A 23,859-nucleotide genomic window follows, 5' to 3' on the forward strand; every position below is an offset into this window, starting at 1 on the left:
AGTGCTAGACTAACCGGCCCCTAAAACGTGTTAGGGGGTAATCAAGGTACCACTTAGGAGTAGACACACTATGGGCACAAGCCTACAGCCATTGGGGAACCTCGCGCCAGGCGGCAACCTCAACGCCTACGTGCAGGCTGTCAGCAGCTTTTCCGTACTTACTGTCGAGGAAGAGCAGTCACTCGCTGAAGACCTTTACTACAACGACAACCTGGATGCCGCCCGCAAACTGGTGATGGCACACCTGCGCTTTGTCGTTCACATCGCCCGCTCCTACAACGGCTACGGTTTGCCGCTGGGCGATCTGGTGCAAGAAGGCAATGTTGGCCTGATGAAAGCCGTTAAGCGCTTTAATCCCGAAAAAGGTGTGCGCTTGGTGTCTTTTGCGGTGCACTGGATTAAAGCCGAAATTCACGAATATATTCTGAAGAACTGGCGTATTGTTAAAGTGGCGACCACCAAAGCCCAGCGCAAATTGTTCTTCAACCTGCGCGGTGCCAAAAAGCGCTTGGCTTGGCTGACCAACGATGAGGCCAAAGCCGTTGCCGCAGACCTCAACGTTGAGGTTAAGCATGTGCGCGAAATGGAAAGCCGCCTGTCTTCCTACGATGCTGCCTTTGACGCCCCCGAGGGCGACGATGACGACAGCAACTATGTGGCCCCGGCCCACTACCTGGAAGACAAACGCCAGGATCCGGCCGCCCAGCTTGAAGCGGCCGACTGGGAAGAAAACAGCGTTAATGGCCTGGAAGCGGCTATGTCACAGCTCGATGATCGCAGCCGTACCATTTTGCAGCGCCGCTGGCTCAGCGATAGCAAAGCCACACTGCACGATTTGGCCGCCGAATATGGCGTGTCAGCAGAGCGGATTCGCCAGCTGGAAAAGAACGCCATGAAAAAAGTGAAAACCATGATGCTGGAAGCCGCTTAACAGCTCCCGCATTAAAGGTCTAAAGGCCGCGCATCGCGCGGCTTTTTTGTGTCAGTGACTTACATAAGCCAGAACTATGTCGCAGTTATTTTTAGCTATCGCTGCCCTCTCGGGTTTTTTCGCCGTCGCCTTGGGGGCCTTTGCCGCCCACGGGCTGAAAGGCAAATTGGCGCCCAATCTGCTGGCCGCCTTTGAAACCGCCACTCAGTATCAGATGTACCATGCCCTGGCACTGCTGGCGGTTGCGCTGCTCGTTAAAGCGCACCCATCCGGCTGGCTCAATGCCAGCGGCTGGCTGTTTATTGCCGGCAGTGTGCTGTTTAGCGGCAGTCTGTACGGCTTGGCGCTCAGCGGTATCCGTCTGTTCGGACCTATTACACCTATCGGCGGAGTCTGCTTTTTACTCGGCTGGCTCTGCCTGTTAATCGCCTCCTTAAAATTTATCAAGTAGCCATCCATGAACGAAGAGTTTCGTCCCGAGTACAAGAAAAAGTCCATACGCAGCTTTGTCATCCGCGCCGGGCGCATGACCGAGGGGCAGCGCAAAGCGTTTGAAGCGCACTGGCCCAAATATGGATTAAGCCTGTTTGACGGCCCGCTGAATCCCGAACAGGCCTTCGATCGCCAAGCGCCGTTAGTGCTGGAGATTGGTTTCGGCATGGGCGACTCGCTGCGGGAAATGGCTATAAATGAGCCGGAAAAAGACTTTATCGGTATTGAAGTACATCCACCGGGCGTGGGCCGGCTGATTTACACCGCGGCGCAGAATGAAGTAGACAACCTGCGTGTGTATATGGCCGACGCCACGGATGTATTGGATGACTGCATCGCCGATAACAGCATCAGCCGTCTGCAGATTTATTTTCCCGACCCATGGCACAAGAAAAAGCACCACAAGCGCCGTATTGTGCAGCCCGAATTTGTACAACGCATTCGCCGCAAGCTAGCCCCCGGCGGGGTATTGCACCTGGCCACCGATTGGGAAAATTATGCCGAACACATGAAAGAGGTAATGGACGCCGCCGAGGGCTACCGCAACACCCAGAGCGATGGCGGCTATTCACCCAGACCCGAATACCGCCCCATCACCAAGTTTGAAAAACGCGGCGAACGCCTCGGCCACGGCGTTTGGGACCTTGTCTATAAGAAAATTTAAACGCTGAAGCCGCAAGAGCTGAACATGCCAAGGATTGTGTGCTCCCCCCTGCCCCTTACTTATGCTGTTGCGGCAAGCAGCGCCCTCGCGCTCGTGGCAATAGCAGGTTGGGCTTGTGGGATTTTACCCCTGCTCTGCCTGATGGGTTTAATCATTCTCATCCCCTTGCTCTACGGCTTGCAGAGGCTGAATGGCCCTAGCGCCACAGGCTTATGGTCAGTGTGTTTATGCATTCCTTTTTTCGTCGCGACCTATCGGCCCGAACAATTCCATTATCCGCTGATACACCACTACAGCGAACTCGATTTTGATTTGTTTTTGAATGTCGGCAAAATGCTGACTGGTTATTTGCTGCTGACGTGGCTCTGGCAACAAGAGCGGTGTCAGCCCTGGCAACGCAGCGTGATAATCGGCCTCGCGGCAGGCCTCTCTCTTGTGCTTGTTGCCCATTTGCTGTTCGGTTATGAGTGGCTGCCCAAATGGCCGCACGGCACACTGTATTTTTTTGCAGTCAATCTGGGTGCAACGGTATTAGCCGAAGAGGCCTTCTTCAGGCTGGCAATACAACGACCTCTGCAGCGCATTACTGGCTCGCAAACATTGGCCGTGGCAGCAACGACTTTACTGTTTGTGATTGCGCACAACCCTGCGAATTTAAAAGCTGCAAGTTTGATCGGCGTAGCCGGGCTTATCTATGCGTTGGTTTACAGCTACAGCAAGCGATTCAGCGCCGCCTTGACCTGTCACTTTGCGGTCAATGCACTGCACTTTACCCTACTCAGCTACCCCTAGGCGCAGGGCAATCACTGCCAGTCGCTGATCCCGTATTTTTGCAAAATGGCCGCGAGCTCACCGGAGCGGCGAGCTTTTTCCATATAGTCGGTAAGCCATTGAGCGTAGATCGCGGACTTTTCTCCGGCAGGCGAAAATGCCACATACACCTGACTGAAAATATCACTATTGCGGGCGCTTCCCGCAAGTGAAAACCGGGACTGGAAATTGTGTTCCGCCATCCAATGACGCATCACTTGTTCGTCTTCCAGCAGTACATCGAGACGGTTTCGCAGCAACATACTCGCGCCGCGCAGCAACGGATCTTCTCCAGAGAGCACAGTAACCTGAGCCGCATTGGCGGGATCTTGAATATAGGCTTCTATTTCCTCACCATAACTGTAACCGCCAATCACACCCAAGCGCACATTCTGCAATGATTCCACCCCTGAGTAAGTCCAGGGGTTGGGTGCCGCAACCCAAAAGCCGTTGCGCATTCTCCCCTGAGCCATGGCTGGAAACACAAACCCCGGTGCTTCTATTTTAGAGGCGCCAATCACTCCGTCCAACGCCCCCTTCTGCACTGCGTGCAAGGCGCGCAGCCAGGGCATTACCCGGTAGTCGACTTTAACTCCATGGGCCGCAAAAGCGCCCTCGGCAATTTCTATCATAAAGCCCGGCGCCTCGCTGCCCGGCTCGCAGTTGTAGGGGCACCAATAGTCCGCCACCAGAGTAATGGATTGCGCCCGTAACCAAGGGCTAAAGCAAAACAGCAACAGTACGATGAGCGAGCGCCTACCGGCGCGCAGCGGTAATACTTTCATAGTCTCCAACCCTGGTGACATTGCTGTGCGCGCAAAACGAGCACGATTCTTGAATAAACCCACTGCGAAGCAGCTTTTACCGCTATCAGAGATAAAAAATTGCTCTGGACAGCAACCTGTACTTTTATTCTAAGTAATATTTACAACATTTTGCAGCACAAATAAGTGCATCGGCAAAATCAACCAGGACTTGATTACACGAATGTTAACTTTTTTCTCTGTTCTTACTCTGGTCTTACTGCTGGCAACCCTCATACCTCTGCTTAAGCTCCCCTATTGGCCCATACGCGTGCTGGATTTCCCTCGATTACAAATAGCCTGTCTGTGGGCGGGGTTAATCGCCGTCGAGCTGTTCACCCTACCGCTAAGCAGCGGCTCCACTTGGCTGTTGCTCACCTTGGCGGCTGCGGGACTGGCGAGACAGCTGTGGTGGATTATCCCCTACACTCGCCTGGCATCGACGGAGGTGAGACTCGCCGGTGAGCAAGACAAACATCCGACCATTAAACTGCTTACCGCCAATGTGCTCACTCCCAACCGACAGGCCGAGAAGTTATTGGAGCAAATCCGCGAGCACCGCCCTGACATTGTAGTAACCCTGGAGTCAGACTTATGGTGGCAACAGCAACTGGATTCGCTAGAGCCCGACTATCCCTACACGGTTAAATGTCCGTTGGATAACCTTTACGGTATGCACGTCTACTCACGTCTGCCTCTACACGATGCGCGATTAGAATATCTAGTAGAGGAAGACAAGCCTTCGGTGCACGCTCAAGTCGAACTCGCAGATGGTCACCGGGTCCGCTGTCATTTTCTGCACCCAGCGCCACCCAGCCCCACCGAAAACAGCGAATCCTCAGAGCGCGATGCGGAATTATTAGTGGTCGCGAGAAAGCTGCGCGGCTACCAAGGACCTGTAATCGTCACGGGCGACCTGAACGATGTCGCCTGGTCGATTACCACCCGCGCGTTTCGTACTGTAAGTGGTTTACTTGACCCGCGCATTGGCCGCGGCATGTTCAACACCTTCCACGCCAACTACAAATTGCTGCGCTGGCCGCTGGATCATATTTTTCACTCGGACCATTTTTCGCTAGTGCGGATGTTTCGGCTTAAGCCCTTCGGCTCGGATCATTTCGCCCTGTTTACCGAGCTTGCGTTGACGCCAAGCGCTCGTGAGCAACAAGATGCCCCCAGCGCTGACCAGGAAGAGCTAGAATTGGCCCGGGACAAACTAAAAAGCGAGTCCGTCAGCCCCGCCGATGTACCGAAACCCGGGAACTAACCCGTAAGCGAGGCAATCCAATACGCGACCTTTCAAGGAGTTTGATATTTATGCGCACAATTCACCACCTTTGTTTAAGTTTGATGTTGGTATTGACCGCCGCCACCTGTGGAGCCCAAACCATGCCAGATTTCCCCCATATTAGCGTTACCGGCGAAGCAAAAACCGATGTCGCACCAGATATTGTCACCCTGCAATTTCAAATTAGTGCTACCGAGCAAAAAGCTGACAGCGCTGTTGACACCGTCACCCAAAGAGCGGCCAATGTCGTTGCAATAGCAAAGAAAAACGGTATGAGCCACAAGGATATAGAATCCTGGGCCATCGATAAGCAAACACGCCGCGAGCGTGATCCCGCCAGCGGCCTTTTGAAAATTACCGGCTACGAGGTTAGCCAGAGATTTATTCTTCACATCAAAGGCATGGACACCTACGAAAACATTGTTAATGAACTTTTGCGCATGCCCAACACTGAGCGCTTAAACGCCGAGTTTGATGTCAGCGAACGCGACAAGCTCACCCGTGAATTGACCGCCAAGGCGGGTAAAGACGCAAGGCGACGTGCCGAAGAGATGGCCCATGGCCTCGGCGTGGAAATAAGCAGCGTTTACGCCATCAGTCAGGCGGGAGACTTCAACCAGCCCATGGCCAAGTTTGCCATGAGTGAGGCTCAGTACGACCGTGCTGGCGGCGGCCGCTTTGAACTCTTCGCCCCCCAGTCCATAACCCTGGAAAAGCACATCAACGTTATTTTCCAAATTGATCCCTAATCTGCTGTGTGGCCCGGTTTAACCGGGCCTTAAATTGCCCGCCTTGTGCTTCACTGCTATGTTTACTTAGGCCCTTACAATACTTGGGCAATCCCCTAACACAGCGGCTCGTCTATGATTAGAAAACTGCGGGAAGAGTTTCGCCAGACTATGGCAATTTTATTGTCCTGCTGTGCGATTCTGGCCATTTCCATTTTGGCTGTAGTCCGAGCCCTATCCGACCAGTGGTTAATTGCAGCACTGGATACAGCAATAGTTCTAGGTATTACGTATGCGCTGTGGCATCAACTAGTCAAAGGGCAGTCTTCACTCACTAATTTTATCTGTGCTTGTTTCTACACGCTGGCCGGCCTGGGCATGTCCTATCTAAACCCACAGCCTATGATTTACTGGCTTTACCCTATCGCTATTGCCAACTTTTTTCTCCTACCGCTGCGCCAGGCCGGGGCACTCAACCTATTTGCCGGCATAGTGCTGCTGCCTTTATCCGTATATTTTTCGCAGCAGTTAGAGTTTGTCGATATGTTAGTTTCCTGGGTATTGGTATGTGCTTTTTCCGGTATTTTCGCTTGGAAGACTGATGATCAACACCACCAGTTGGAGCAATGGGCCCACCTTGATACGCTGACCGGGATAGGCAACCGACGCAAACTGTTTAGTCGCCTTAGCGAACAACCCCACGAGCCCGTTTGCTCGGTGTTGCTACTGGATTTGGATCACTTTAAAGCGATTAACGATCAACACGGACATGAAGTCGGAGATCATACCTTGCAGTCTGTATCGCAACTTATTCACTCTCGTCTGCGCTCAGGCAGTGATGAGGTGTTTCGCTACGGCGGCGAGGAATTCTTGATTTTACTTCACAATACAGACCTGCCCGGCGCCAGCCTTCTGGCCGATAGCTTGCGCCAACAAATACAACAGCAGCTAAGTGTTACGGCATCCATTGGTTGCGCGCAAAAACAGCTGGAGGAAAACTGGCAAGAACTGATTAAACGTGCCGACGCGGAGCTTTATAAGGCCAAGAGCGCGGGGCGCAATTGTGTGCGCCCCGCGCCCGGCACTACCAGTGGCGAGCGTGAAAACGCAGATGCTCTTCTATAAAACTGGCGATGAAATAATAACTGTGGTCGTAGCCTGGCTGCAGCCGTAACTCAAGCGGGTACCCGCTTTTATCCGCCGCCTTTTGCAAGGCCTCGGGTTTTAATTGTTCCTGTAAAAAATTATCGGCATCGCCCTGATCAACCAATGCCGGAACATTACCCCCCTTTGCCATTAACACACTGGCATCATACTCTCGCCACAAGTTTTCATCCGATCCCAGATACGCGCTAAACGCTTTTTTACCCCAGGGGCAATCAACGGGATTGCTGATGGGACTGAACGCCGTTACCGAACTGTAGCGTCCGGGGTTTTGCAAAGCCACAGTCAAGGCGCCATGCCCACCCATGGAGTGACCACTGATTGCACGCTGTTGGGTGACGGGAAAATACTGCTCGATTAACTCGGGCAGCTCTTTCACCACATAGTCGTACATTTGATAGTGACGCGCCCAGGGCTCGGCGGTGGCATTGACGTAAAATCCCGCCCCCAAACCTAAATCGTAAGCGCCGTCGGCATCGTCCACGACGCCCTCCCCTCGGGGGCTGGTATCGGGGGCGACCAGCGCCACCCCCAGCTCGGCGGCTATACGCTGGGCACCGGCCTTTTGCATAAAATTTTCGTCGGTGCAGGTAAGACCAGAGAGCCAGTAGACTACCGGCACACTCTTACCCTCGGACACCACCGGCGGCAGATAAACCGCAAACTCCATGGTGCAATTCAGCACACTGGACTGATGGCTGTAGCGTTTGTGCCAACCACCAAAACACTTATTGCTGCTGATCGGTTCGATGTTCATTAAGCCTCCTGTTGGAAGTGAATCACCGAGCGAATGCTCTCGCCCTCGTGCATCAATTCGAAGGCCTCATTAATATCATCCAGAGGCATGGTGTGGGTAATAAAGTCACTCAGCTTAAATTTGCCCGCCAGGTAATCTTCGACAATGCCCGGCAGCTCGCTGCGACCTTTTACACCGCCAAAGGCCGTGCCTCGCCAGACTCGGCCGGTCACTAACTGAAACGGCCGGGTGCTGATTTCCTGCCCGGCCCCGGCAACGCCAATAATGACCGACTCGCCCCAGCCCTTGTGGCAGCACTCAAGCGCCGAGCGCATTACATCCACATTGCCGATACACTCAAACGAGTAGTCCACCCCGCCGTCGGTTAGCTCGACAATAACCTCTTGAATCGGTTTGTCGTAGTTTTTAGGGTTAATGCAATCGGTTGCCCCCAGCTGCTTGGCCAGCTCGAACTTTTTCTCGTTGATATCAATCGCCAGAATACGTCCGGCACCTGCCATGGCCGCCCCGATAATGGCCGACAGACCAATACCACCCAAACCGAAAATCGCTACGGTGTCGCCCTTTTGCACTTTCGCGGTATTGAGCACCGCGCCCATGCCCGTGGTCACACCGCAACCGAGCAGACACACTTCTTCCAGCGGCGCAGACTTGTTCACCTTAGCCAGAGAAATTTCGGGTAATACCGTGTACTCAGAGAAAGTCGAACAACCCATATAGTGATAGATAGGCTCGCCATCTTTGTAAAAACGGGTGGTGCCGTCGGGCATCAAACCCTTACCCTGAGTCTCGCGAATTTTCTGACACAGATTGGTTTTGCCCGAGGTACAAAACTTACACTCACCACACTCGGGGGTGTATAGCGGAATCACATGATCACCCACCCGTACGCTGGTGACGCCCTCGCCCACCTGCTCGACAATACCGCCGCCTTCGTGGCCCAAAATAGCGGGCCAGTTGCCCTCCGGGTCATCCCCTGACAGGGTAAAGGCGTCGGTGTGACAAACACCCGAGGCGATCACGCGCACCAAAACCTCGCCGGCCTTGGGCGGCATAACATCGACTTCTTCAATGCTGAGTGGTTGGCCCGGACCCCAGGCGACAGCGGCTTTTGACTTAATCATCACAGTTTCTCCAATGTTTTTTGCGTATGGGGCTATTGTATTTAGCACCGCCAAGGTAATAATAGAGCCAATATGCAAAACATTTTTACCACAGAGTAATAATAGTGATTAACTGGGAAGGTATTAACGAATTTGTCGCCGTCGCCGAAGGCGGCAGCTTTACCGCCGCCGCGGATAAGCTGGGGCTGTCGATTGCCCATGTAAGCCGACGCATAAAGGCGCGCGAAGCGCGCATGAACACCCGCCTGCTCAATCGCACCACCCGCAAAGTCAGCCTGACCGAAGAGGGCCAGGTGTTTTACCAGCACTGTCGGCAAATTCTGGATGCTCTGGCAGGCGCCGAAAATGCCCTGGACGATTTACAATCCAGCCCCACCGGCGCGCTGCGCATGACGGCTCCGGTCTCTTTTGGCGATACCTACATTGCCCCGCTGGTGAACGACTTCGCCCGCCAGCATCCCAAACTGCGGGTGGACCTTAAACTGACTAACCAACGTCTGGATATTATGGATGAGGCGCTGGATTTGGCGGTACGCCTGGGCCCGCTGGAGGACAGCCGCCTGATTGCCCGGCGCCTGGGCGAGCGAGCGCCGATTGTTTGCGCCGCCCCGCAATACCTGGCCCGAGCCGGGCAGCCTCACACGTTAAACGAACTTAGCGAGCACAACTGCCTGCTGGGCACCTTGGATTACTGGCGCTTTCGCGACAATGGCCGCGCCCGCACCATCCGGGTCAGCGGCAGCCTGCGCTGTAACAGCGGCCCCAGCCTGCTGGATGCCGCGCGCAAAGGCCTGGGGCTGGTGCAGCTACCGGACTACTATCTGCGCGCCGACCTGGACGCGGGTAAGCTGGTGCCCTTACTGCAAACCTACGCCCCCGAACGCGAAGGTATTTGGGCGCTCTACCCTCCCACCCGCCGCCTCTCACCCAAGGTACGCCTGTTGGTACATCACCTAGAGACGCAGCTGCCTCCGCTGCTGGGCGGGTAAATTTTCCTCAATCTATTGCTGCGGCGTCCGATAACTCATTATCCGGGTGTTTCCGGAAACCAGAATAGTCGTCAGATTCAACTATACTCTGTTCAATTAAAGGACTGCCGGAGAAAACCATGTTCCGCTCGTTGAAATCCAAACTGCTGAGCGTGATTGCGATCGCGTTTATTGTGCTACTGGTACTGTTAGTGGCTCAGCTTACTTACAGCTTAAACAGCATGAAAACTCAGCTGGTGGAGCAAACCCAAGACACCATGGAGACGGAAGTTCTCGGCCGTCTGGAAAGTGAGGGCGCGCGCTTGGGCAACGCCATTTCAGGCTACCTGAACAGTCTGTTTCGTGTATCCGACACCCTCGCCAGCACTCTGGCCGCCAACGCGATCAACCGCGAAGGCCAGAATGAGACGGAACTTAATCGCGCGCAGATAAACCAGCTGGTCGCGTCAACCCTCGCCAGTCACCCGGACATTAGTGCCCTTTACGCCCAGTTTGAAGCCAATGCCTACGATGGCCTAGACGGCGAATACCTGGGCAGCGATGCCATTCACTCGGTACCCGACACCGGCAGCCTGGAAATTTACTGGATACGCGATGAAAACGGTCAGTTGGTCCAGGAACGCGTGCTGGACGCCAGCGAAAAATACTTGGATGACACGGGTGAGTTTGGCCAGCGCGAAGCCGAGTGGTTTCTCTGCTCCAAAGACAAGGGCCGCGCCTGTATGCTCGAACCCTACTTTTACGAAATCCGCGAAGGCTACAGCGAGCTGATGACCAGCCTTACCAGCCCGGTTATGGTGGACGGCAATTTTCGCGGGGTGGTGGGTATTGATGTGAACCTACCCGTAATTCAATCGTTGATCGACGAGCTGCAACAGGAACTCTACAGGGGTAAAAGCCGCGTCACTCTATTGAGCGAAAAAGGTCTGATTGTGGGCTCGAGCGAGTACACCGAGCACCTGACCCGCCCTCTGAAAGAGGCCCGCGACACCCTGGGCAACCAGCTTACCCAGCTTCACCAACAGCGCGACGCTTTTATACATCAGGACGGCACCTACTTTGTCGCCCATCCGCTAACCATTGAGGCGTCAGGCACTACCTGGTCACTGCTGCTCGAGCTGCCGGAAGAGATTGTGCTCGCCTCCACAGACACTCTTACCTCAACCATTGACAACAATGTCGCCAGCCTGCTCAGCACCGAAATTATTATCGCACTGATCAGTACGGCGATAATTATGTTCGTACTGCTGTTACTGGTGCGCTCAATCGTGAGCCCCATCCGTCAGCTGGACGAGCGGGTTCACAACCTCGCCAGTCAAGACGGCGACCTGAGCGCCAATATTAATATGCAAACCCACGCCGAGCTGATGTCGCTGAGCAGCGGGTTTAACGACTTTATCGCCAAGCTGCGGCATATGGTTTTGGAGCTGAAAAATATCGGCACTAACGCCAAACACTCCGCCGCACAAATCAAAACCATTAACGCCCGCGCCGCCGAAGCCACTGGCGAGCAGCAGCGCGAAATCGACAGCGTGGTAACCGCCACCAATGAAATGTCGCAAACCGCCGCCAGCGTGTCGCAACTGGCCGCCGATGTTGCCAGCAACGCTACCAGCTCGCTGGACACGGTAAAACGCTCGCGCGAATCGCTGGCCAATTCGGTGACTCAGGTAGAGGCATTAACCGAGGATATGCTGTCGGCCAGTGACAGTATCCGCGAAGTATCCGACCGCACCGAAGACATCAACCGCATTTTGGATGTGATTCGCGCGATTGCCGAGCAGACTAACCTGCTGGCATTAAACGCCGCCATCGAGGCGGCGCGCGCGGGCGAGCAGGGACGCGGCTTTGCGGTGGTGGCCGACGAGGTTCGCAGCCTGGCCAGTAAAACCCAGGACAGCACCAATGAAATTAACGATTTGATTTCCAATTTGAAAGAGGGCGTGGCGCGCTCGGTGTCGATTATTGCCAGCAGCAACGAAAAAGCTGAAGACACCAAGCTCAATACCCAGGAATCTTACCGCTCACTGAAAACCGTGGTGGAAGATGTCAACGCCATTGCCGATAACATCACCCAGGTCGCCACCGCTGCCGAAGAGCAAAGCGCGGTAAGTGAAGAAATTAGCCGCAACCTGACCATTATTGGCGATGCCGCCAATCGCCTGGCGAGCATGACCGCCGAATCGGATCAGGCCGGGATAGAGCTGGAAAGTGTTATGCAGCAGCTGGACGAACAGCTAGCGTCGCTGCGCACTTAAGGCGCGAAATGAAAACCCATTAAGGGTTTAGCGGTTGCAGCTGTGTATGCTTGCGCGCTTGCATCTGCTGCAAGGCGCGGCGATAAGCGTCCAGCTGGGCAACCAAATCGGTGTTGGACTGAACCTTGGCTCGGGGAAGATAGATTTGCTGCTCCAACGCCAGCATTAAGGCGCTAAACTCTTTTTGCCGTTGATGTTGGTCTCGGTACTGGACGGGCCAGCAATGATGCCATTGGTGTAAAGCTTGTTCGCTGGCGCGCTCGGGTTTTGCCAGAGCGTGGCGGGCGCGTCGAAAGCGCGCCGGCTCGGTTTGCAAATAGGCGTTATATTGTTTTCTCAGCCATAGGCCCAGCAGCGCCAAAACCAGTAATCCCACCAGCGCCAGCACAGCGTAAAAGAGTTTTTGCAGTGCCGTGGCCGGGGGCTTGGCAGCCTCAAACACGGTGCCCTCGGCAACCACTTCAACTATCTCGCCAGAACTGGGTTGATAGTAGCGCAGCGCTATATCGGCAAATGGAACCCGCCCCGAGGCTTTAACCAGAACATCCTGTTGCTCGGTGCGCACGCCGTTAACCCAGTCGCCTTCGACTTCATCTTGACTCACCGGGCTCTGCTGATAAGACGACACTGACTCATCTTCCAACGCCTTAAGCAAGGGCGGCAAAAACAAGGATGAACTGCCGCTGACGCGCACGGTTAACGAGCGACTCACACTATCGCCCACCGTTAACTGATCCGGTGCGCTGAACGATTGCTCGAAGGTAATATCCTCGGCAATAATCAACGGCTGCAAACTTTGCGCCGCAGGAGGAACAAAAGCATTAAAAGTCACCGGCGGGGGAGTCACCTCAAGGTTCTGCGGCTTTCCATCATCGCCACTATAGTGCAACTTTAACGTCGGAAAGTTTAAGGTAAAACTGCCCGCCGTCATGGGCACCACCGTATAGTCTTTGACAATACCAGACCAGGTTTGACCGTTAACACTTTCCGATACCGGATAAGAACTTTTATTGCCCGCGAGACTGATAATATTGACCGCCTCGACCTCATCAAAATAAACCGACTGGGTAAACCAGGTAGGCACCAATACCTTGACCGAGAGAGTGTTCAGCTGCCCGACCATAACCTGTTCGTTTTTTACCGATGAGCTCACCCTGGGTTCAGCCAGCGCAGACAAGCAGAAAAATCCGAGCAATAGGGACAAAAGCCATCTATTCATTAGCGTCACCTACCGGATTATTCGCCTCGTTGGCAAACTTGGCCGAGAGAAAATCACTCATATCCGAGTCTACACTGCGCATCCACTTTTCCCGCGCATCTTCCGACAGGGTATCGCCCACCTGATACTGCTGCGACTTACCCGTTTGCTCCTCGGGCTTGGCCTGTCTATCGTCTACCTCCAGCGAGATACTCTGCTCGGCATCAATATTCTCGCCGGCATCAATCAACTCCTGAATAATCGCCTGAGTGATGGCGAGGTTGCGCTCGGCCTTGGCATAACCGGGCTGTTCTTTTAACACCTGCTGGTAGGCGGCCACGGCGCCGTAATATTGGTGGGCTTTTAGCAGCGCATTGGCGCGGTTATACATAGCCTCAACCGTGCCAATGGTCGCAAATAAAGTGGCGGCTTGATTGTATTTCCCCTCTTCATAAAGGGCGGTGGCTTTCCACATAGGGTTTTCAAACTTCTGTGCTGCCCGCTCAAAATGATTTTTCTGAAACTGCCAATAGCCCTGCTGATCGGGAGTAACAAACCAATCCAGAACATCGGCGCGCGCTGTTTGCGGCTGCATGGCAAACCCCAGAAACAACACCCCCAGCACTGAAGCCGCGCCGCGCGAGCCAATCTGAGCACCGGTGGAGGTAAAACCTTTGCGAAACCACAGCGCCATCAACCCCAACACCGGCCAGATAAAATACCAAGCCATATCTTGATAGGGGGCGTTAGGGTTATTGCGCAAGGCCTCGCGCTGCAACTCGCGCACAGCGTTATCCAGCGCCAATAAATCCTGATTATTGAGCGTAACCTTTTGTGTAATCACTTGATCCAGCTCGGCCGCAATAGTCGGGTTGAGCGCGAAGTTCAACGCCTGGCCACTGTCATCACTCTGATAAGCGCCACTGTCACTGACAATAACCCCGCCCTGTTCGGTCGCAAACTGCCACCAGATAAAAGGTGTCTCACTCTGTTTTAATTTCTCTACCTCGCCCGGCTGAAGGTTATCGGCCATTAAAATCACTACGCCCTCACCGGCGCGCTCAACCTCCTTCGCGGCCAGCTCAATGGCGGCGGCCGCGTCGTCGGCGCCCAGCGAAGTGTTATTGGGCATAATGTCCGGGCTCAAAGCTTCGACAAACGGCTGGAAAACGCGATTGTCTTCGGTCATGGGCAAAACTTTATGACTGCTGTCGGCGTAGACAATCAGTGCGGTTTTGGCCCCCGCGCGAAACGAGAGTAAATCGGTAATCTTTTGTTTGGCCCGGGTCAGACGGTTGGGTTGAAGGTCGTTGGCCATCATGGTCTGCCCCAGCTTGAGCACCAAGACCACCGGCGGTGACTGCTCGGTGTCGTCAACCGCTTTGTACCAGGCTGGGCCAGCGGCGGCGAACACTAATAGAAAAGCGATTACCGCCACCAAGTCTACCGGCTTGAACTTATCGAGTAAGCTCTGGCGTGGAGTTAATGCTTTAACCAAATGCGGCGCAATGGTCTTTTGCCAGTTGGCTTTGCTGATCAAGCGACGGCGCAAAGCCCAATAAAGCAGTGCCAGTATGGGCAACGCCAGCAATAAGGCGGGACGCAAAAAATGGAAATCAAACATGATTGCGCTCCAGCATCAGCACACGAATAAAACTGATGAAAAACGACAGAATGAACATCCCCAGAGCCGCTACCAGTGGGTAAACGAGTAATGCCTGCTCGCTGCGTTGCACAGGTTTTTCGCTGGTGGTCGCGGCAACCTGATCAATTTCGGCATACACCTGGCTCAGGGCATCAGCGTCCTGGGCCGAATAGAAAGCCGCGTCGGTAATCTTGGCAATTTTGCGCAAGGTGTCAAAGTCTACCCGGTACTGGCCTTCACCGTTTTCGTCACCGATACCGATGGTGAAAATTTTCACTCCGTCTTCGGCGGCAATATGCGCAGCATTTAAGGGCGACATTCGCGAGCCGGTATCGGCGCCGTCGGTCAGTAAAATTAACACCCGGTCTTCTACCTGGGAGGATTCAAAGTGTTTGATGGCCAAGCCAATAGCATCGCCAATGGCGGTATGTGGCCCGGCAATAGAAACCGCCGACTCGCGCAAAATTTCTTCTGCGCTGGCCAAATCCTGAGTAAAGGGCACCTGCAGATAGGCGCGGGTACCGAACACAATCAACCCAATGCGATCTTCGCTGCGCTCGCGTATGTATTGCGACACCACATTTTTGACGGCCTGCAAACGCTGTATTTTTACGCCGCTGGCATCGGGAAAATCCTGCTCATCCATGGAGCCGGATAAATCAATTGCGAGCATAATATCGCGGCTAATCACTTTTTCCTGAACAGGCGCCCCCAACTTTACCGGTTCGGCCAAAGCCAACACCAGCAAGCCCCAGATCAGCAATCCCGCAACAATATCCCACAAAGGCTTACCAAACACCTGGCTGCCCGCCCCTACCCGCGCACCGGAAACCTCGGCGGCCAGATTAAAAAACGGAATGCGTATCGCCAGAGCGCGCTGGCGCAGCGCGGGTAAAAGCCAGTACACCAATAATGGCAAAGGTAAAAGTGCCAGCAGCCACAGATGCTTAAAGACAATCATGGCACCGCCTTGTAGTTTTGCAGCCAATAAATAGCCTGCTGCTTAAGTGCCTGAGGATCAAACTCGTCGCTGTCGCGCAAACGATAGAAATTGGTAAAGGTCACTTGATGATCGGCCCGAGCGTTTAAATACTCACACCATGAATCCCCTGTGAGGGACGCCACTTCATTGCGCGGCGTATGAGACAAAAGGCAGCGCTTGAGAATCGAGCTGATATCGAGCGGGCTGTAATCATCACTCAGCGCCTGGACCTCGGCAATGGCGTACAGGCGATAGCGGTTTTGATAACGGCGGTAATAGTGCCGCCCCATCATCACAGTCAACACCAGTAAGACAACGCCCAGCAAAACCCACCAACCCGGTCCCTGAGGAATCATCGAGACAGGTTCGGCGGGCTCCAGCGGTTCCATCAATTCGAACAGCTGATAGATTTCCAGCCCTTCTAAATCACTGTTATCCATGGCCCCGTCACTCATTATTTATCTCCGCACCGCCAGGGCCTCGGCCATTTGCATAAAGGTATCTTCGGCGGTGCTCAGCTCCATAACCGATAATTTCATGCGCTCACGCCAGTGGCCGATTTTTTCTACCCGTTCGCTAAAGCTCGCCTGCAATTTGGCGTGGGTTTGACGCTGGCTGGTATCCAGGGTCATTTGCAGGCGACCGTCGCTCACCACCATTTGCATGTCCGCTGGCAGCTCGCGGGCCATGGGGTCCACTACCTGCACCAGTACCACATCATTGTGAGCGCAAAGCTCGCCCAGATACACCTCGGTTTGTTCATCCACCTCGTCAAAATCGCTGATCACGATAATCAGCTGATCGTGGCCGGCACATTCTGCCGCCGTTTTAAGCGGCAGGTTTAAATGCATGGGTTGGGAAACCGGAAGGTCGCAGTTAAGGGCCAGATTACAGTCGGCCAGTGCGCGCACGATTTGCTCCAGCGAGCGGGCGCGTTTGCTGGGTTTATAGGCGTGAACCTGCTCGTCGTTAAACAGTACCGCCCCCACCCGATCACCGCGCTCGAAAATGCCGTAAGCGCAAAGCGCGGCGGCCTCGCTGGCGGTGACGGATTTCATATTGTGGGTCGAGCCAAAAAACATACTCATGCGCTGGTCCACAATCAGCAGGGCCGAGCGGTCTTTTTCTTCGGCGTAAACACGCACATGGGGTTTGCCCGTGCGTGCCGTCACGCGCCAGTCTATGGTACGGATATCGTCGCCGACCCGATAATCGCGCAGCTCTTCAAAACTTAATCCCCGCCCGCGCATCCGCGATCCATGGCGCCCGGACAAAATGCTTTTACTGTTGTGGCGGGGCAGAAAGTTGAGTTTGCGCGCCCGTCTTTGCAAACCCTTTAAGTGCACAAAGTCGGTGTAGATGCGCGAATCGTGTGAGCCTGTGGCGTCATTCCCTGTCGGCTTCATACTACGCCCCTAAGGTAAGGCGACCAGCTCGATAATTTTGTCGATCACGCCGTCGGCGTCCAGCCCTGCCCCCTGAGCTTGATAACTCAGGGCCAAACGGTGGCGCATGACGTCTTTGGCAATGGCGCGAACATCTTCCGGGAGCACATCGGCGCGGCCATTTAACCAGGCCTGGGTGCGGGCGCATTTATCCAGTGAGATGGAAGCGCGCGGCGAAACACCAATTTCAATCCAACCGGCAAGCTCGGCGTCGTACTTTTCGGGGGTGCGGGTGGCGTAGACCAAGTCGGCCATATAGCGGGCCATGGCGGGGTCGACGTTAACCGCCGCTATTTCCCGGCGGGCGGCAAAAATAACTTCTTGCTCGGTGCATTCGGTTTCACTGTGGGGCTTGGTACCCTGGGCTTGTTGCTCCTCGCCGCGCACCAACTCTATCACTTTAACTTCGTCTTCAACGCTCGGGTAGTCGATATTAACCTTCATTAAAAAGCGGTCCAGCTGCGCCTCGGGCAATGGGTAGGTACCCTCTTGCTCCACCGGGTTTTGCGTGGCCAGCACCATAAACAGCGGCTCCATGGCGTGGCTTTTTCCATTAACCGTTATCTGCCGCTCTTCCATGGCTTCCAAAAGCGCTGACTGGACTTTGGCCGGGGCGCGGTTAATTTCATCGGCCAAAACAATGTTGGCGAAAATGGGACCGGGGTCAAAGTGAAACTCGCCGCCAGCGGGAGTTTGGTGGAAGACCTCGGAACCGGTGATATCCGAGGGCAGCAGATCGGGGGTGAATTGCACCCGGCTGAACTCGCTCACCATGTTTTTTGCCAAAGCTTTAATCGCGCGGGTTTTAGCGAGCCCCGGCAGACCTTCGATCAGCAGGTTGCCATTGGCCAGCAGGCCAATCAGCAAACGGTCAACGACTTCTTCCTGGCCAATAATACTGGCGGCGATACGGGTTTTTAGTGCTTTTACTTGTTCCAGTGTATTCATACCAACTCTTTCAACCTCAATCCTTTTGCTGCTGTTGCAGTTGTCGCACCATTTGCTGAATTTGCCGATTGCCTGGCACCAGAGTGTTTAGCTTTTTAGCATAGAACAATGCGCGGTCGTATTGCTGTAGCTTTACATACAATTGCGACAATGTGTAACTGATATCCGGGTTGCTTGGCTCCAAATGATAAGCTTTTTGCAACTGTACTACCGCGTCATTTAAACGCCCTAAATCTTGCAATAGCAGGCCGTAAGTGTAAATAAAGTTAGCGCTGGTATCCGGCGCATTTGCCGCCGCCTGCAGCTCGGGCAATGCCGCCTGTTTATCGCCCTGGCGGATAAAACTCATCGCCATAGAGTAATGCACCGAGGCTGCTTCGGCGTTTACTTGCAAGGCTTGTCGTAACACTTGCTGCGCTTTTTCTTCATTCTGACGCAGGCGATATAAGTCAGCTAGGTTGACATAGGCCGGCATAAAAATGGGTTCAATCTCTATCGCCTTGCGATAATGTGCTTCAGCGTTTTTCGCTCGCCCCAACTCCTGCTCCAAATTACCCAAATTGGTATGCGCAAAGCCGCGGTCGGCCTGGTACAACTGAACCTCACGATACTCTTCCAGCCCTCGGTTAAGTCGCGCCTTGTCCTTTTCGGACAGTGCGGTTTCGGGTGGCTGCACCAGCATACGCGCTAACGAGCGTGCAGCCTCGACGCGAATCGGCAGATGTGCATCATCCAACAAGCTATTGAGCATGCGCCACTTATCTGGCGCAGGGTAAGCCGATGCCGCCTCAATGGCTGCCTGACGCTTTAACGGGTCTTGGTCCCGCACCGCGCGCACAATAGCGACCACTGCGTTTTGTCCGGGGGTGGCAGCCATTCGATGCAGAGCAGAAGCGCGAATAATATCCGGGTAGCGCGGGTCCTGGGCGATTTTAGTCAGTTCTTGCCCGGCGTCAGCGGCGCCGGTATCGCCCTTATAAAAGGCGGTGGCAAAATGCTCAGCACCCAATATTTCGCTGTCCGGGTGCCACTGGCGAATTTGCGCCTCAGACCACTTTGCAGTTTTATCGGTGTGGCAGCCGTTACAGGCGTTAGGCACATCAAGGCTTTGGGTTAAATCCGGGCGGGGCACTTTAAAGCTGTGATCCCGGCGCGGATCAATCTGCATATAAGTAGTAGCGGGCATATGACAGTCCACACAAGCACTGCCACTCGTGCCCAGCACATGGCCGTGGTGCTTTTTGTTCTCGTAAGTTTCCTGTGTATGACACTGGGTGCATACCAGATTACCGGGCAGCTTAAGCTGCCCCGAATGCGGATTGTGGCAGTTGGTACAGGTGACACCGGCCTCGTGCATTTTGCTTTGCAAGAATGAGCCCCAGACATAATCTTCATCCCAGATTTGCCCGTCGGCGTGATACAAGCCTGCGGTGATTAATGCAGGCTGATAAGTATGGTGATAATCATCTGGCGCCGAGCTGTCATTAAAGGCTGCACGTCGCGAATGGCAACGGGCACAGACCTGAACTTGCTGGCTGGGTTTAATTTTGGCAATGGCCTGCATTAAGCCCTGATCATTTTCACGAAACAGCGCAGTTTTAGCACCAATATAAGTACTGTAGCCTTTATCAGCGATAGATTTATCCCCCGCCGCCCACTGTAAATGCTTTTCCGCACTGCCATGACAAGCAGCGCAGGAAACGTTGACTGCCGAGTAAGTAGAATTATAGGACTGACTCTCTAAATCAAAGCCTTTGCGATAGTCTGTGGAGTGGCAATCGGCACACATCTGGTTCCAGTTCTGCCCCATATTGGACCAGTGAAACTCGTCGCTTGGAGTTTGTTCAGGGTGCAATACAAACCAGCGCTGGCCCCCGTCATCTTTAGGGCGGCTGTCCCACGCGAAGGGGAAAAATTGATATTTACCCTTGCCCGCATCAAACATATATTGCTGCAGAGGCTGGTAACCGAAGGTATAGGCAACGGCAAACTCCTGCTCTTTACCGTCCAGCCCCGGCATCGAGATAAACAGCTTGTCGCCGCGCTGGGAAAAGCTTGCAATTTTCCCCTGATAAGGCAGCGACTGCTGGTTAAAGTTACCAAGTACAGTACCCACCGTCGCGGGCTCCATGGCGTGAAAATGATGCGAACTCTGCCAATCATTAACTTGCTGTTGATGGCAATCTGAACATTCTGAGACTGGATCTTGTGCGTAACTTAACCCGCTTAATCCTCCCAACCAGATTGCCAGCAGCCCAATGATTCTACTGCCCAAATGTACCGGGCTCTTCTGTCTTCCTAACGCCACGCTCTGCCTCGTATAACTGCTTTGTACTAATCACGGTAGGCGTATTCTGGCACAGCTTACATGGGTAAAAATAGCAACTGCTCTATCTCGAAAGAAATTGCAGCCCCTAAACATAGTTTGATGACGCCACCATGAACATAAAAAAAGTGGTAGATAGCTTGGGCGGGCAACAATTTAGGTTATATACTCAGTGATCCTGTTCCAAGGTACGGACGTACCACATAGGTGCCCCTACTTTACAGACAAGGCGATATAATCTGTAAACACATGTTTGTGGATTAATCTGCCAGCCTGCCACAACTAAAGGAGTTAGATCGTGTTTACATTTAAAGCACAGTGGAAGAAGCTAGTCGCTTTGACCGCACTCACCCTCGGCGCATCCGCCGCCACCCAAGCTGCCGACAAACCCAATATTCTGGTGATATGGGGCGATGATATCGGTGTTCACAATATTAGCGCTTACAACCACGGCATTATGGGTTACCAAACCCCGAATATTGACCGTATCGCCAACGAAGGCGCTATGTTTACCGATGCCTACGCGCAGCAGTCCTGTACTGCCGGGCGCGCATCATTCATCTTAGGTCAACACCCCTTCCGGACCGGTCTTTTAACCATCGGTATGCCAGGCTCGGATCACGGCATCCCAGATTGGACCCCCACCATCGGTGACATTCTGAAAGAACAGGGTTACACCACTGGTCAGTTTGGTAAAAACCACTTGGGTGATCAGGACAAGCACCTGCCCACCAATCACGGTTTTGATGAGTTCTTCGGCAACCTTTACCACCTGAACGCAGAAGAAGAGCCAGAAGGTTATTACTATCCTAAAGACCCAGAGTTCCGCAAAAAATTTGGCCCTCGCGGCGTACTGCATTCAACCGCCGATGGCAAAATTGAAGACACCGGCCCGCTGACCAAAAAGCGCATGGAAACTGCGGACGAAGAGTTTTTGTCAGCCGCTCTGGATTTTATTGATCGCGCGGTTAAACAAGACAAGCCTTTCTTTGTATGGATGAATACCACCCGCATGCATGTATGGACTCATCTGAAGGAAGAGTCTGTGGGCACCACCGGCATTGGCCTTTACCCTGACGGTATGGTTGAGCACGACAAAACCGTTGGTGTACTACTGGACAAACTGGATGAGTTGAACATTGCCGATAATACTATCGTAATGTACTCCACTGATAATGGTGCCGAAACCATCAGCTGGCCCGACGGCGGTACCACCCCGTTCCACGGTGAGAAAGGCACCACCTGGGAAGGCGGCCACCGTATTCCTCTAGTTGTTCGCTGGCCTGGTGTGATTGAGCCCAACACCAAGATCAACGACATCATCTCTCACGAAGACTGGATGCCTACCTTCGCCGCCGCCGCAGGCGAGCCCGACTTGGTCAACAAGCTGAAGAAAGGCTACCGCGCCAACGGCAAAAAGTGGAAGATTCATCCCGATGGCTACAACTTCATGCCTTATTTTAAAGGTGAAGCCGAAGCGCCTCGCAAAGAGATTTTTTACTTTGGCGCTACTGGCGAGCTGAACGCTGTACGTTACCAGGATTGGAAAGTGCACTTCGCGACGTTGAAAGGTGGTATCAACACCGCCACTCGTGAAACGCCCGCCTGGCCACTGGTTATTAATCTGCGTGCCGATCCTTATCAAAAAGGAGCTTTGGAGTCCGAAATGTACCTGAAGTGGTATGCGGAAAACACCATGTGGATTTTTGTACCCATTCAGATGGAAGTAGCTAAATTTCTGAAAACCATTCCTGAGTACCCCTTCCAGCCGGGTTCAAGCCTCAGCATGAGTAATATCAGCTACAAAACTTTCGAGATGAAAGACGCCATGCAGCGCCTGGAAAACCTGGAAACCACAGTACCTCGTAACTGAGTTTTCACTAAGCGTTAACGCTTAGAAGGCCTGTAATGCCCTGGCACAAAGCCAGGGCTTTTTTGTTTCTGCCTATTGGTTAGGAAAATGAAATGACAGAGTTTGAGATCTCTTATCTAACCAGCGAATCCCTGGACCGAATGTGGGACATTATGCAGTTCTGGGTCAGCATTACCTTCGGCCTGATCGCCATGTCGCATATTGCGCGTCGTCATTTAAACATTATCTTGGTGGGCGCCGTCAGTCTGTTGTACTTACTTTTTTCTCTGTTTGTTTTTCGGGTGATTTATTTCAATCTGAAGGTCATGCAGGGCCACTTGATTGACTTACGAGAGCTGGGAGAGCAAAATCTAAGCTCAGCGCAGCGCTATTTTATCGAATACTTTCCATCAGAGTTTGAGATTGGGGTAGGAGTCTTATTCGCCTTTGTGGGGCTGCTGGTGTGTGTTCTGCTGTTTCTTTGGCACAACACCATGGAGCAAAACAAAACCTTTCGCGATAAGCTGCGCAAATAAGGCGTGGAATCACCCTTACCTCAAACTTCCTTGTCAGAGGTAAGAGCAATGTCTATCTATGGCAACAGCCTTATCGCCGGTGACTATTACAGCTGATAGTTAAACTCGATGCGCTGATCGCCATCGTCAAAGTCGACATTCTCGTTCCAATTGGCGAAATAGCGAACATTAAAACGCGGGGTAATTTGATAACTGAGCGCGAACTCGTGGGTGAGAATATCGCCATTGTCGCGGCCGTAGTAGTTGTCTTCGTAATTGTCAGAACCTGTGATGGTCGTTAACCAAAACGGGTTGTAGTTAATCCAAATTTTATCGGTAATGGCCAGCTTGGCGTACATACCGGCCAAACCGTAGAAACCCATAATCGAATAACCGCTATCGATAGAGCCATCGTCTTCTATTGCGTTCTCCCCCATGGATACACCAGCGCCCACCAGAGGGTATAAATTAACCGGTCCCATTTTGGGCAGAGCCTGCATAATACCGTAAGAGATATCAGCCGACTTTTCCGCCACCAGGTTCTGCTTTAAGTTAACCGTAGCGTCTATTTGTTTACCACGGCCTTTAGTCACATCCACGGTAAAATTACGAAAGCGAAATGAATCGACAGAATCGGTGGTGATATCTTCATCTCGCCACCCCAATGCATCACCGTAAATTCCCTTTACTTCAATCAAATTCATGCCCGCTGTCGTGGGGCTACCGGTATCATAGGACTGACCCACTTTGAGGTTTAGGCCTTTATCGGTAATGCCCGCCCCCACCTGAGTGTAAATGGCAAGCGGGTCCGACATATCCTGAACCTCTCCTTCTTCAGCTGCCATGACAGTCGCAGAGAAACATGCCCATGCGCACAAAGCGCCTGTAGCCGCTAGTTGAATTTTCATCGTGTTTCCTTTTCCCTTGAAAATGTAAACAA

At 53.3% G+C, this 23,859-nt stretch carries 22 protein-coding genes; 11 read left to right on the plus strand and 11 right to left on the minus strand.

What is annotated here, in order from left to right:
- Positions 1-70 precede the first annotated feature (70 nt).
- From rpoH to NHM04_RS09110, 4 genes are all read left to right on the plus strand, one after another.
- Complete coding sequence (gene rpoH / locus NHM04_RS09095) at positions 71-931, plus strand: RNA polymerase sigma factor RpoH (RefSeq protein WP_254263481.1); 861 nt, start codon at positions 71-73, stop codon at positions 929-931.
- 76 nt (positions 932-1,007) lie between these two features.
- Positions 1,008-1,382 carry a DUF423 domain-containing protein gene (locus NHM04_RS09100; protein WP_254263482.1) on the plus strand — a complete coding sequence of 125 codons (375 nt, stop codon included), beginning with the start codon at positions 1,008-1,010 and terminating at the stop codon, positions 1,380-1,382.
- A gap of 6 nt (positions 1,383-1,388) precedes the next feature.
- Entirely contained in the window at positions 1,389-2,087 is a 699-nt protein-coding gene (gene trmB, locus NHM04_RS09105) for a tRNA (guanosine(46)-N7)-methyltransferase TrmB (protein ID WP_254263483.1), read from the plus strand.
- A gap of 36 nt (positions 2,088-2,123) precedes the next feature.
- Positions 2,124-2,879, plus strand: coding sequence for a CPBP family intramembrane glutamic endopeptidase (locus NHM04_RS09110; RefSeq protein ID WP_254263484.1), 756 nt, complete (start codon positions 2,124-2,126; stop codon positions 2,877-2,879).
- A gap of 11 nt (positions 2,880-2,890) precedes the next feature.
- On the opposite strand, the gene NHM04_RS09115 is transcribed toward NHM04_RS09110, so the two are convergent.
- A complete protein-coding gene (locus tag NHM04_RS09115) occupies positions 2,891-3,682 on the minus strand; it encodes an ABC transporter substrate-binding protein (protein ID WP_254263485.1) in 792 nt (263 codons plus the stop codon).
- Between the two features lie 202 nt (positions 3,683-3,884).
- Between NHM04_RS09115 and NHM04_RS09120 the strand changes: the two genes are divergently transcribed.
- The 3 genes from NHM04_RS09120 to NHM04_RS09130 all read left to right on the plus strand — a co-directional run bounded on the left by NHM04_RS09120 (position 3,885) and on the right by NHM04_RS09130 (position 6,841).
- On the plus strand, positions 3,885-4,967 hold the full coding sequence (locus tag NHM04_RS09120) for an endonuclease/exonuclease/phosphatase family protein (RefSeq protein ID WP_254263486.1): 1,083 nt from the start codon (positions 3,885-3,887) through the stop codon (positions 4,965-4,967).
- A gap of 50 nt (positions 4,968-5,017) precedes the next feature.
- Positions 5,018-5,737: an SIMPL domain-containing protein gene (locus NHM04_RS09125; RefSeq protein ID WP_254263487.1), complete on the plus strand. Its 720-nt coding sequence runs from the start codon at positions 5,018-5,020 to the stop codon at positions 5,735-5,737.
- A gap of 114 nt (positions 5,738-5,851) precedes the next feature.
- Positions 5,852-6,841, plus strand: a complete 990-nt coding sequence (locus tag NHM04_RS09130) for a GGDEF domain-containing protein (RefSeq protein ID WP_254263488.1) — start codon at positions 5,852-5,854, stop codon at positions 6,839-6,841.
- On the opposite strand, the gene fghA is transcribed toward NHM04_RS09130, so the two are convergent.
- Together fghA and NHM04_RS09140 are read right to left on the minus strand one after the other, a co-directional pair.
- Complete coding sequence (fghA, locus tag NHM04_RS09135; RefSeq protein ID WP_305881938.1) at positions 6,801-7,637, minus strand: S-formylglutathione hydrolase; 837 nt, start codon at positions 7,635-7,637, stop codon at positions 6,801-6,803. The two genes, NHM04_RS09130 and fghA, sit on opposite strands and share 41 nt — an antisense overlap.
- Positions 7,637-8,761, minus strand: a complete 1,125-nt coding sequence (locus tag NHM04_RS09140) for an S-(hydroxymethyl)glutathione dehydrogenase/class III alcohol dehydrogenase (protein WP_254263489.1) — start codon at positions 8,759-8,761, stop codon at positions 7,637-7,639. Before NHM04_RS09140 ends, fghA begins: the two co-directional genes overlap by 1 nt.
- A gap of 104 nt (positions 8,762-8,865) precedes the next feature.
- Here NHM04_RS09140 and NHM04_RS09145 point away from each other — a divergent pair, with 104 nt between their 5' ends.
- Positions 8,866-9,750, plus strand: coding sequence for a LysR substrate-binding domain-containing protein (locus NHM04_RS09145; protein ID WP_254263490.1), 885 nt, complete (start codon positions 8,866-8,868; stop codon positions 9,748-9,750).
- Between the two features lie 119 nt (positions 9,751-9,869).
- A complete protein-coding gene (locus NHM04_RS09150) occupies positions 9,870-12,008 on the plus strand; it encodes a methyl-accepting chemotaxis protein (RefSeq protein WP_254263491.1) in 2,139 nt (712 codons plus the stop codon).
- 19 nt (positions 12,009-12,027) lie between these two features.
- Here the strand turns inward: NHM04_RS09150 and NHM04_RS09155 are convergent, their stop codons facing one another.
- Genes NHM04_RS09155 through NHM04_RS09185 form a run of 7 tightly spaced genes read right to left on the minus strand, consistent with a single transcriptional unit; the run spans position 12,028 to position 20,534 of the window.
- A complete protein-coding gene (locus tag NHM04_RS09155; protein WP_254263492.1) occupies positions 12,028-13,227 on the minus strand; it encodes a hypothetical protein in 1,200 nt (399 codons plus the stop codon).
- Positions 13,220-14,830, minus strand: a complete 1,611-nt coding sequence (locus NHM04_RS09160) for a VWA domain-containing protein (RefSeq protein ID WP_254263493.1) — start codon at positions 14,828-14,830, stop codon at positions 13,220-13,222. Before NHM04_RS09160 ends, NHM04_RS09155 begins: the two co-directional genes overlap by 8 nt.
- Positions 14,823-15,812, minus strand: a complete 990-nt coding sequence (locus NHM04_RS09165; RefSeq protein ID WP_254263494.1) for a VWA domain-containing protein — start codon at positions 15,810-15,812, stop codon at positions 14,823-14,825. The genes NHM04_RS09160 and NHM04_RS09165 overlap by 8 nt, the downstream gene beginning before the upstream one ends.
- Positions 15,809-16,288 carry a DUF4381 domain-containing protein gene (locus tag NHM04_RS09170; protein ID WP_254263495.1) on the minus strand — a complete coding sequence of 160 codons (480 nt, stop codon included), beginning with the start codon at positions 16,286-16,288 and terminating at the stop codon, positions 15,809-15,811. Before NHM04_RS09170 ends, NHM04_RS09165 begins: the two co-directional genes overlap by 4 nt.
- A gap of 3 nt (positions 16,289-16,291) precedes the next feature.
- Complete coding sequence (locus NHM04_RS09175; RefSeq protein ID WP_254263496.1) at positions 16,292-17,239, minus strand: DUF58 domain-containing protein; 948 nt, start codon at positions 17,237-17,239, stop codon at positions 16,292-16,294.
- A 9-nt stretch (positions 17,240-17,248) separates the two neighbouring features.
- Entirely contained in the window at positions 17,249-18,226 is a 978-nt protein-coding gene (locus NHM04_RS09180; RefSeq protein WP_254263497.1) for a MoxR family ATPase, read from the minus strand.
- A 16-nt stretch (positions 18,227-18,242) separates the two neighbouring features.
- A complete protein-coding gene (locus NHM04_RS09185) occupies positions 18,243-20,534 on the minus strand; it encodes a tetratricopeptide repeat protein (protein WP_371872537.1) in 2,292 nt (763 codons plus the stop codon).
- Positions 20,535-20,850: 316 nt separating this feature from the next.
- Here NHM04_RS09185 and NHM04_RS09195 point away from each other — a divergent pair, with 316 nt between their 5' ends.
- Together NHM04_RS09195 and NHM04_RS09200 are read left to right on the plus strand one after the other, a co-directional pair.
- The gene (locus NHM04_RS09195; protein WP_254263498.1) at positions 20,851-22,425 is read left to right on the plus strand and encodes an arylsulfatase; all 1,575 of its coding nucleotides are present in this window, start codon (positions 20,851-20,853) and stop codon (positions 22,423-22,425) included.
- Positions 22,426-22,517: 92 nt separating this feature from the next.
- Positions 22,518-22,940 (plus strand): hypothetical protein, encoded by a 423-nt coding sequence (locus NHM04_RS09200; RefSeq protein ID WP_254263499.1) that lies wholly within the window; start codon positions 22,518-22,520, stop codon positions 22,938-22,940.
- A gap of 86 nt (positions 22,941-23,026) precedes the next feature.
- Here NHM04_RS09200 and NHM04_RS09205 read toward each other — a convergent pair whose 3' ends face one another.
- A complete protein-coding gene (locus tag NHM04_RS09205; RefSeq protein ID WP_051083982.1) occupies positions 23,027-23,827 on the minus strand; it encodes a hypothetical protein in 801 nt (266 codons plus the stop codon).
- Between the last annotated feature and the right edge of the window lie 32 nt (positions 23,828-23,859).

This window comes from Gilvimarinus sp. DA14, from assembly GCF_024204685.1.
Lineage (GTDB): Bacteria > Pseudomonadota > Gammaproteobacteria > Pseudomonadales > Cellvibrionaceae > Gilvimarinus.

Coding starts and splice junctions, on each gene's coding strand:
- rpoH (WP_254263481.1), top strand. CDS start 71: ATGGGCACAAGCCTACAGCCATTGGGGAACCTCGCGCCAGGCGGCAAC.
- NHM04_RS09100 (WP_254263482.1), top strand. CDS start 1,008: ATGTCGCAGTTATTTTTAGCTATCGCTGCCCTCTCGGGTTTTTTCGCC.
- trmB (WP_254263483.1), top strand. CDS start 1,389: ATGAACGAAGAGTTTCGTCCCGAGTACAAGAAAAAGTCCATACGCAGC.
- NHM04_RS09115 (WP_254263485.1), bottom strand. CDS start 3,682: ATGAAAGTATTACCGCTGCGCGCCGGTAGGCGCTCGCTCATCGTACTG.
- NHM04_RS09120 (WP_254263486.1), top strand. CDS start 3,885: ATGTTAACTTTTTTCTCTGTTCTTACTCTGGTCTTACTGCTGGCAACC.
- NHM04_RS09125 (WP_254263487.1), top strand. CDS start 5,018: ATGCGCACAATTCACCACCTTTGTTTAAGTTTGATGTTGGTATTGACC.
- NHM04_RS09130 (WP_254263488.1), top strand. CDS start 5,852: ATGATTAGAAAACTGCGGGAAGAGTTTCGCCAGACTATGGCAATTTTA.
- fghA (WP_305881938.1), bottom strand. CDS start 7,637: ATGAACATCGAACCGATCAGCAGCAATAAGTGTTTTGGTGGTTGGCAC.
- NHM04_RS09140 (WP_254263489.1), bottom strand. CDS start 8,761: ATGATTAAGTCAAAAGCCGCTGTCGCCTGGGGTCCGGGCCAACCACTC.
- NHM04_RS09150 (WP_254263491.1), top strand. CDS start 9,870: ATGTTCCGCTCGTTGAAATCCAAACTGCTGAGCGTGATTGCGATCGCG.
- NHM04_RS09155 (WP_254263492.1), bottom strand. CDS start 13,227: ATGAATAGATGGCTTTTGTCCCTATTGCTCGGATTTTTCTGCTTGTCT.
- NHM04_RS09160 (WP_254263493.1), bottom strand. CDS start 14,830: ATGTTTGATTTCCATTTTTTGCGTCCCGCCTTATTGCTGGCGTTGCCC.
- NHM04_RS09165 (WP_254263494.1), bottom strand. CDS start 15,812: ATGATTGTCTTTAAGCATCTGTGGCTGCTGGCACTTTTACCTTTGCCA.
- NHM04_RS09170 (WP_254263495.1), bottom strand. CDS start 16,288: ATGAGTGACGGGGCCATGGATAACAGTGATTTAGAAGGGCTGGAAATC.
- NHM04_RS09175 (WP_254263496.1), bottom strand. CDS start 17,239: ATGAAGCCGACAGGGAATGACGCCACAGGCTCACACGATTCGCGCATC.
- NHM04_RS09180 (WP_254263497.1), bottom strand. CDS start 18,226: ATGAATACACTGGAACAAGTAAAAGCACTAAAAACCCGTATCGCCGCC.
- NHM04_RS09200 (WP_254263499.1), top strand. CDS start 22,518: ATGACAGAGTTTGAGATCTCTTATCTAACCAGCGAATCCCTGGACCGA.
- NHM04_RS09205 (WP_051083982.1), bottom strand. CDS start 23,827: ATGAAAATTCAACTAGCGGCTACAGGCGCTTTGTGCGCATGGGCATGT.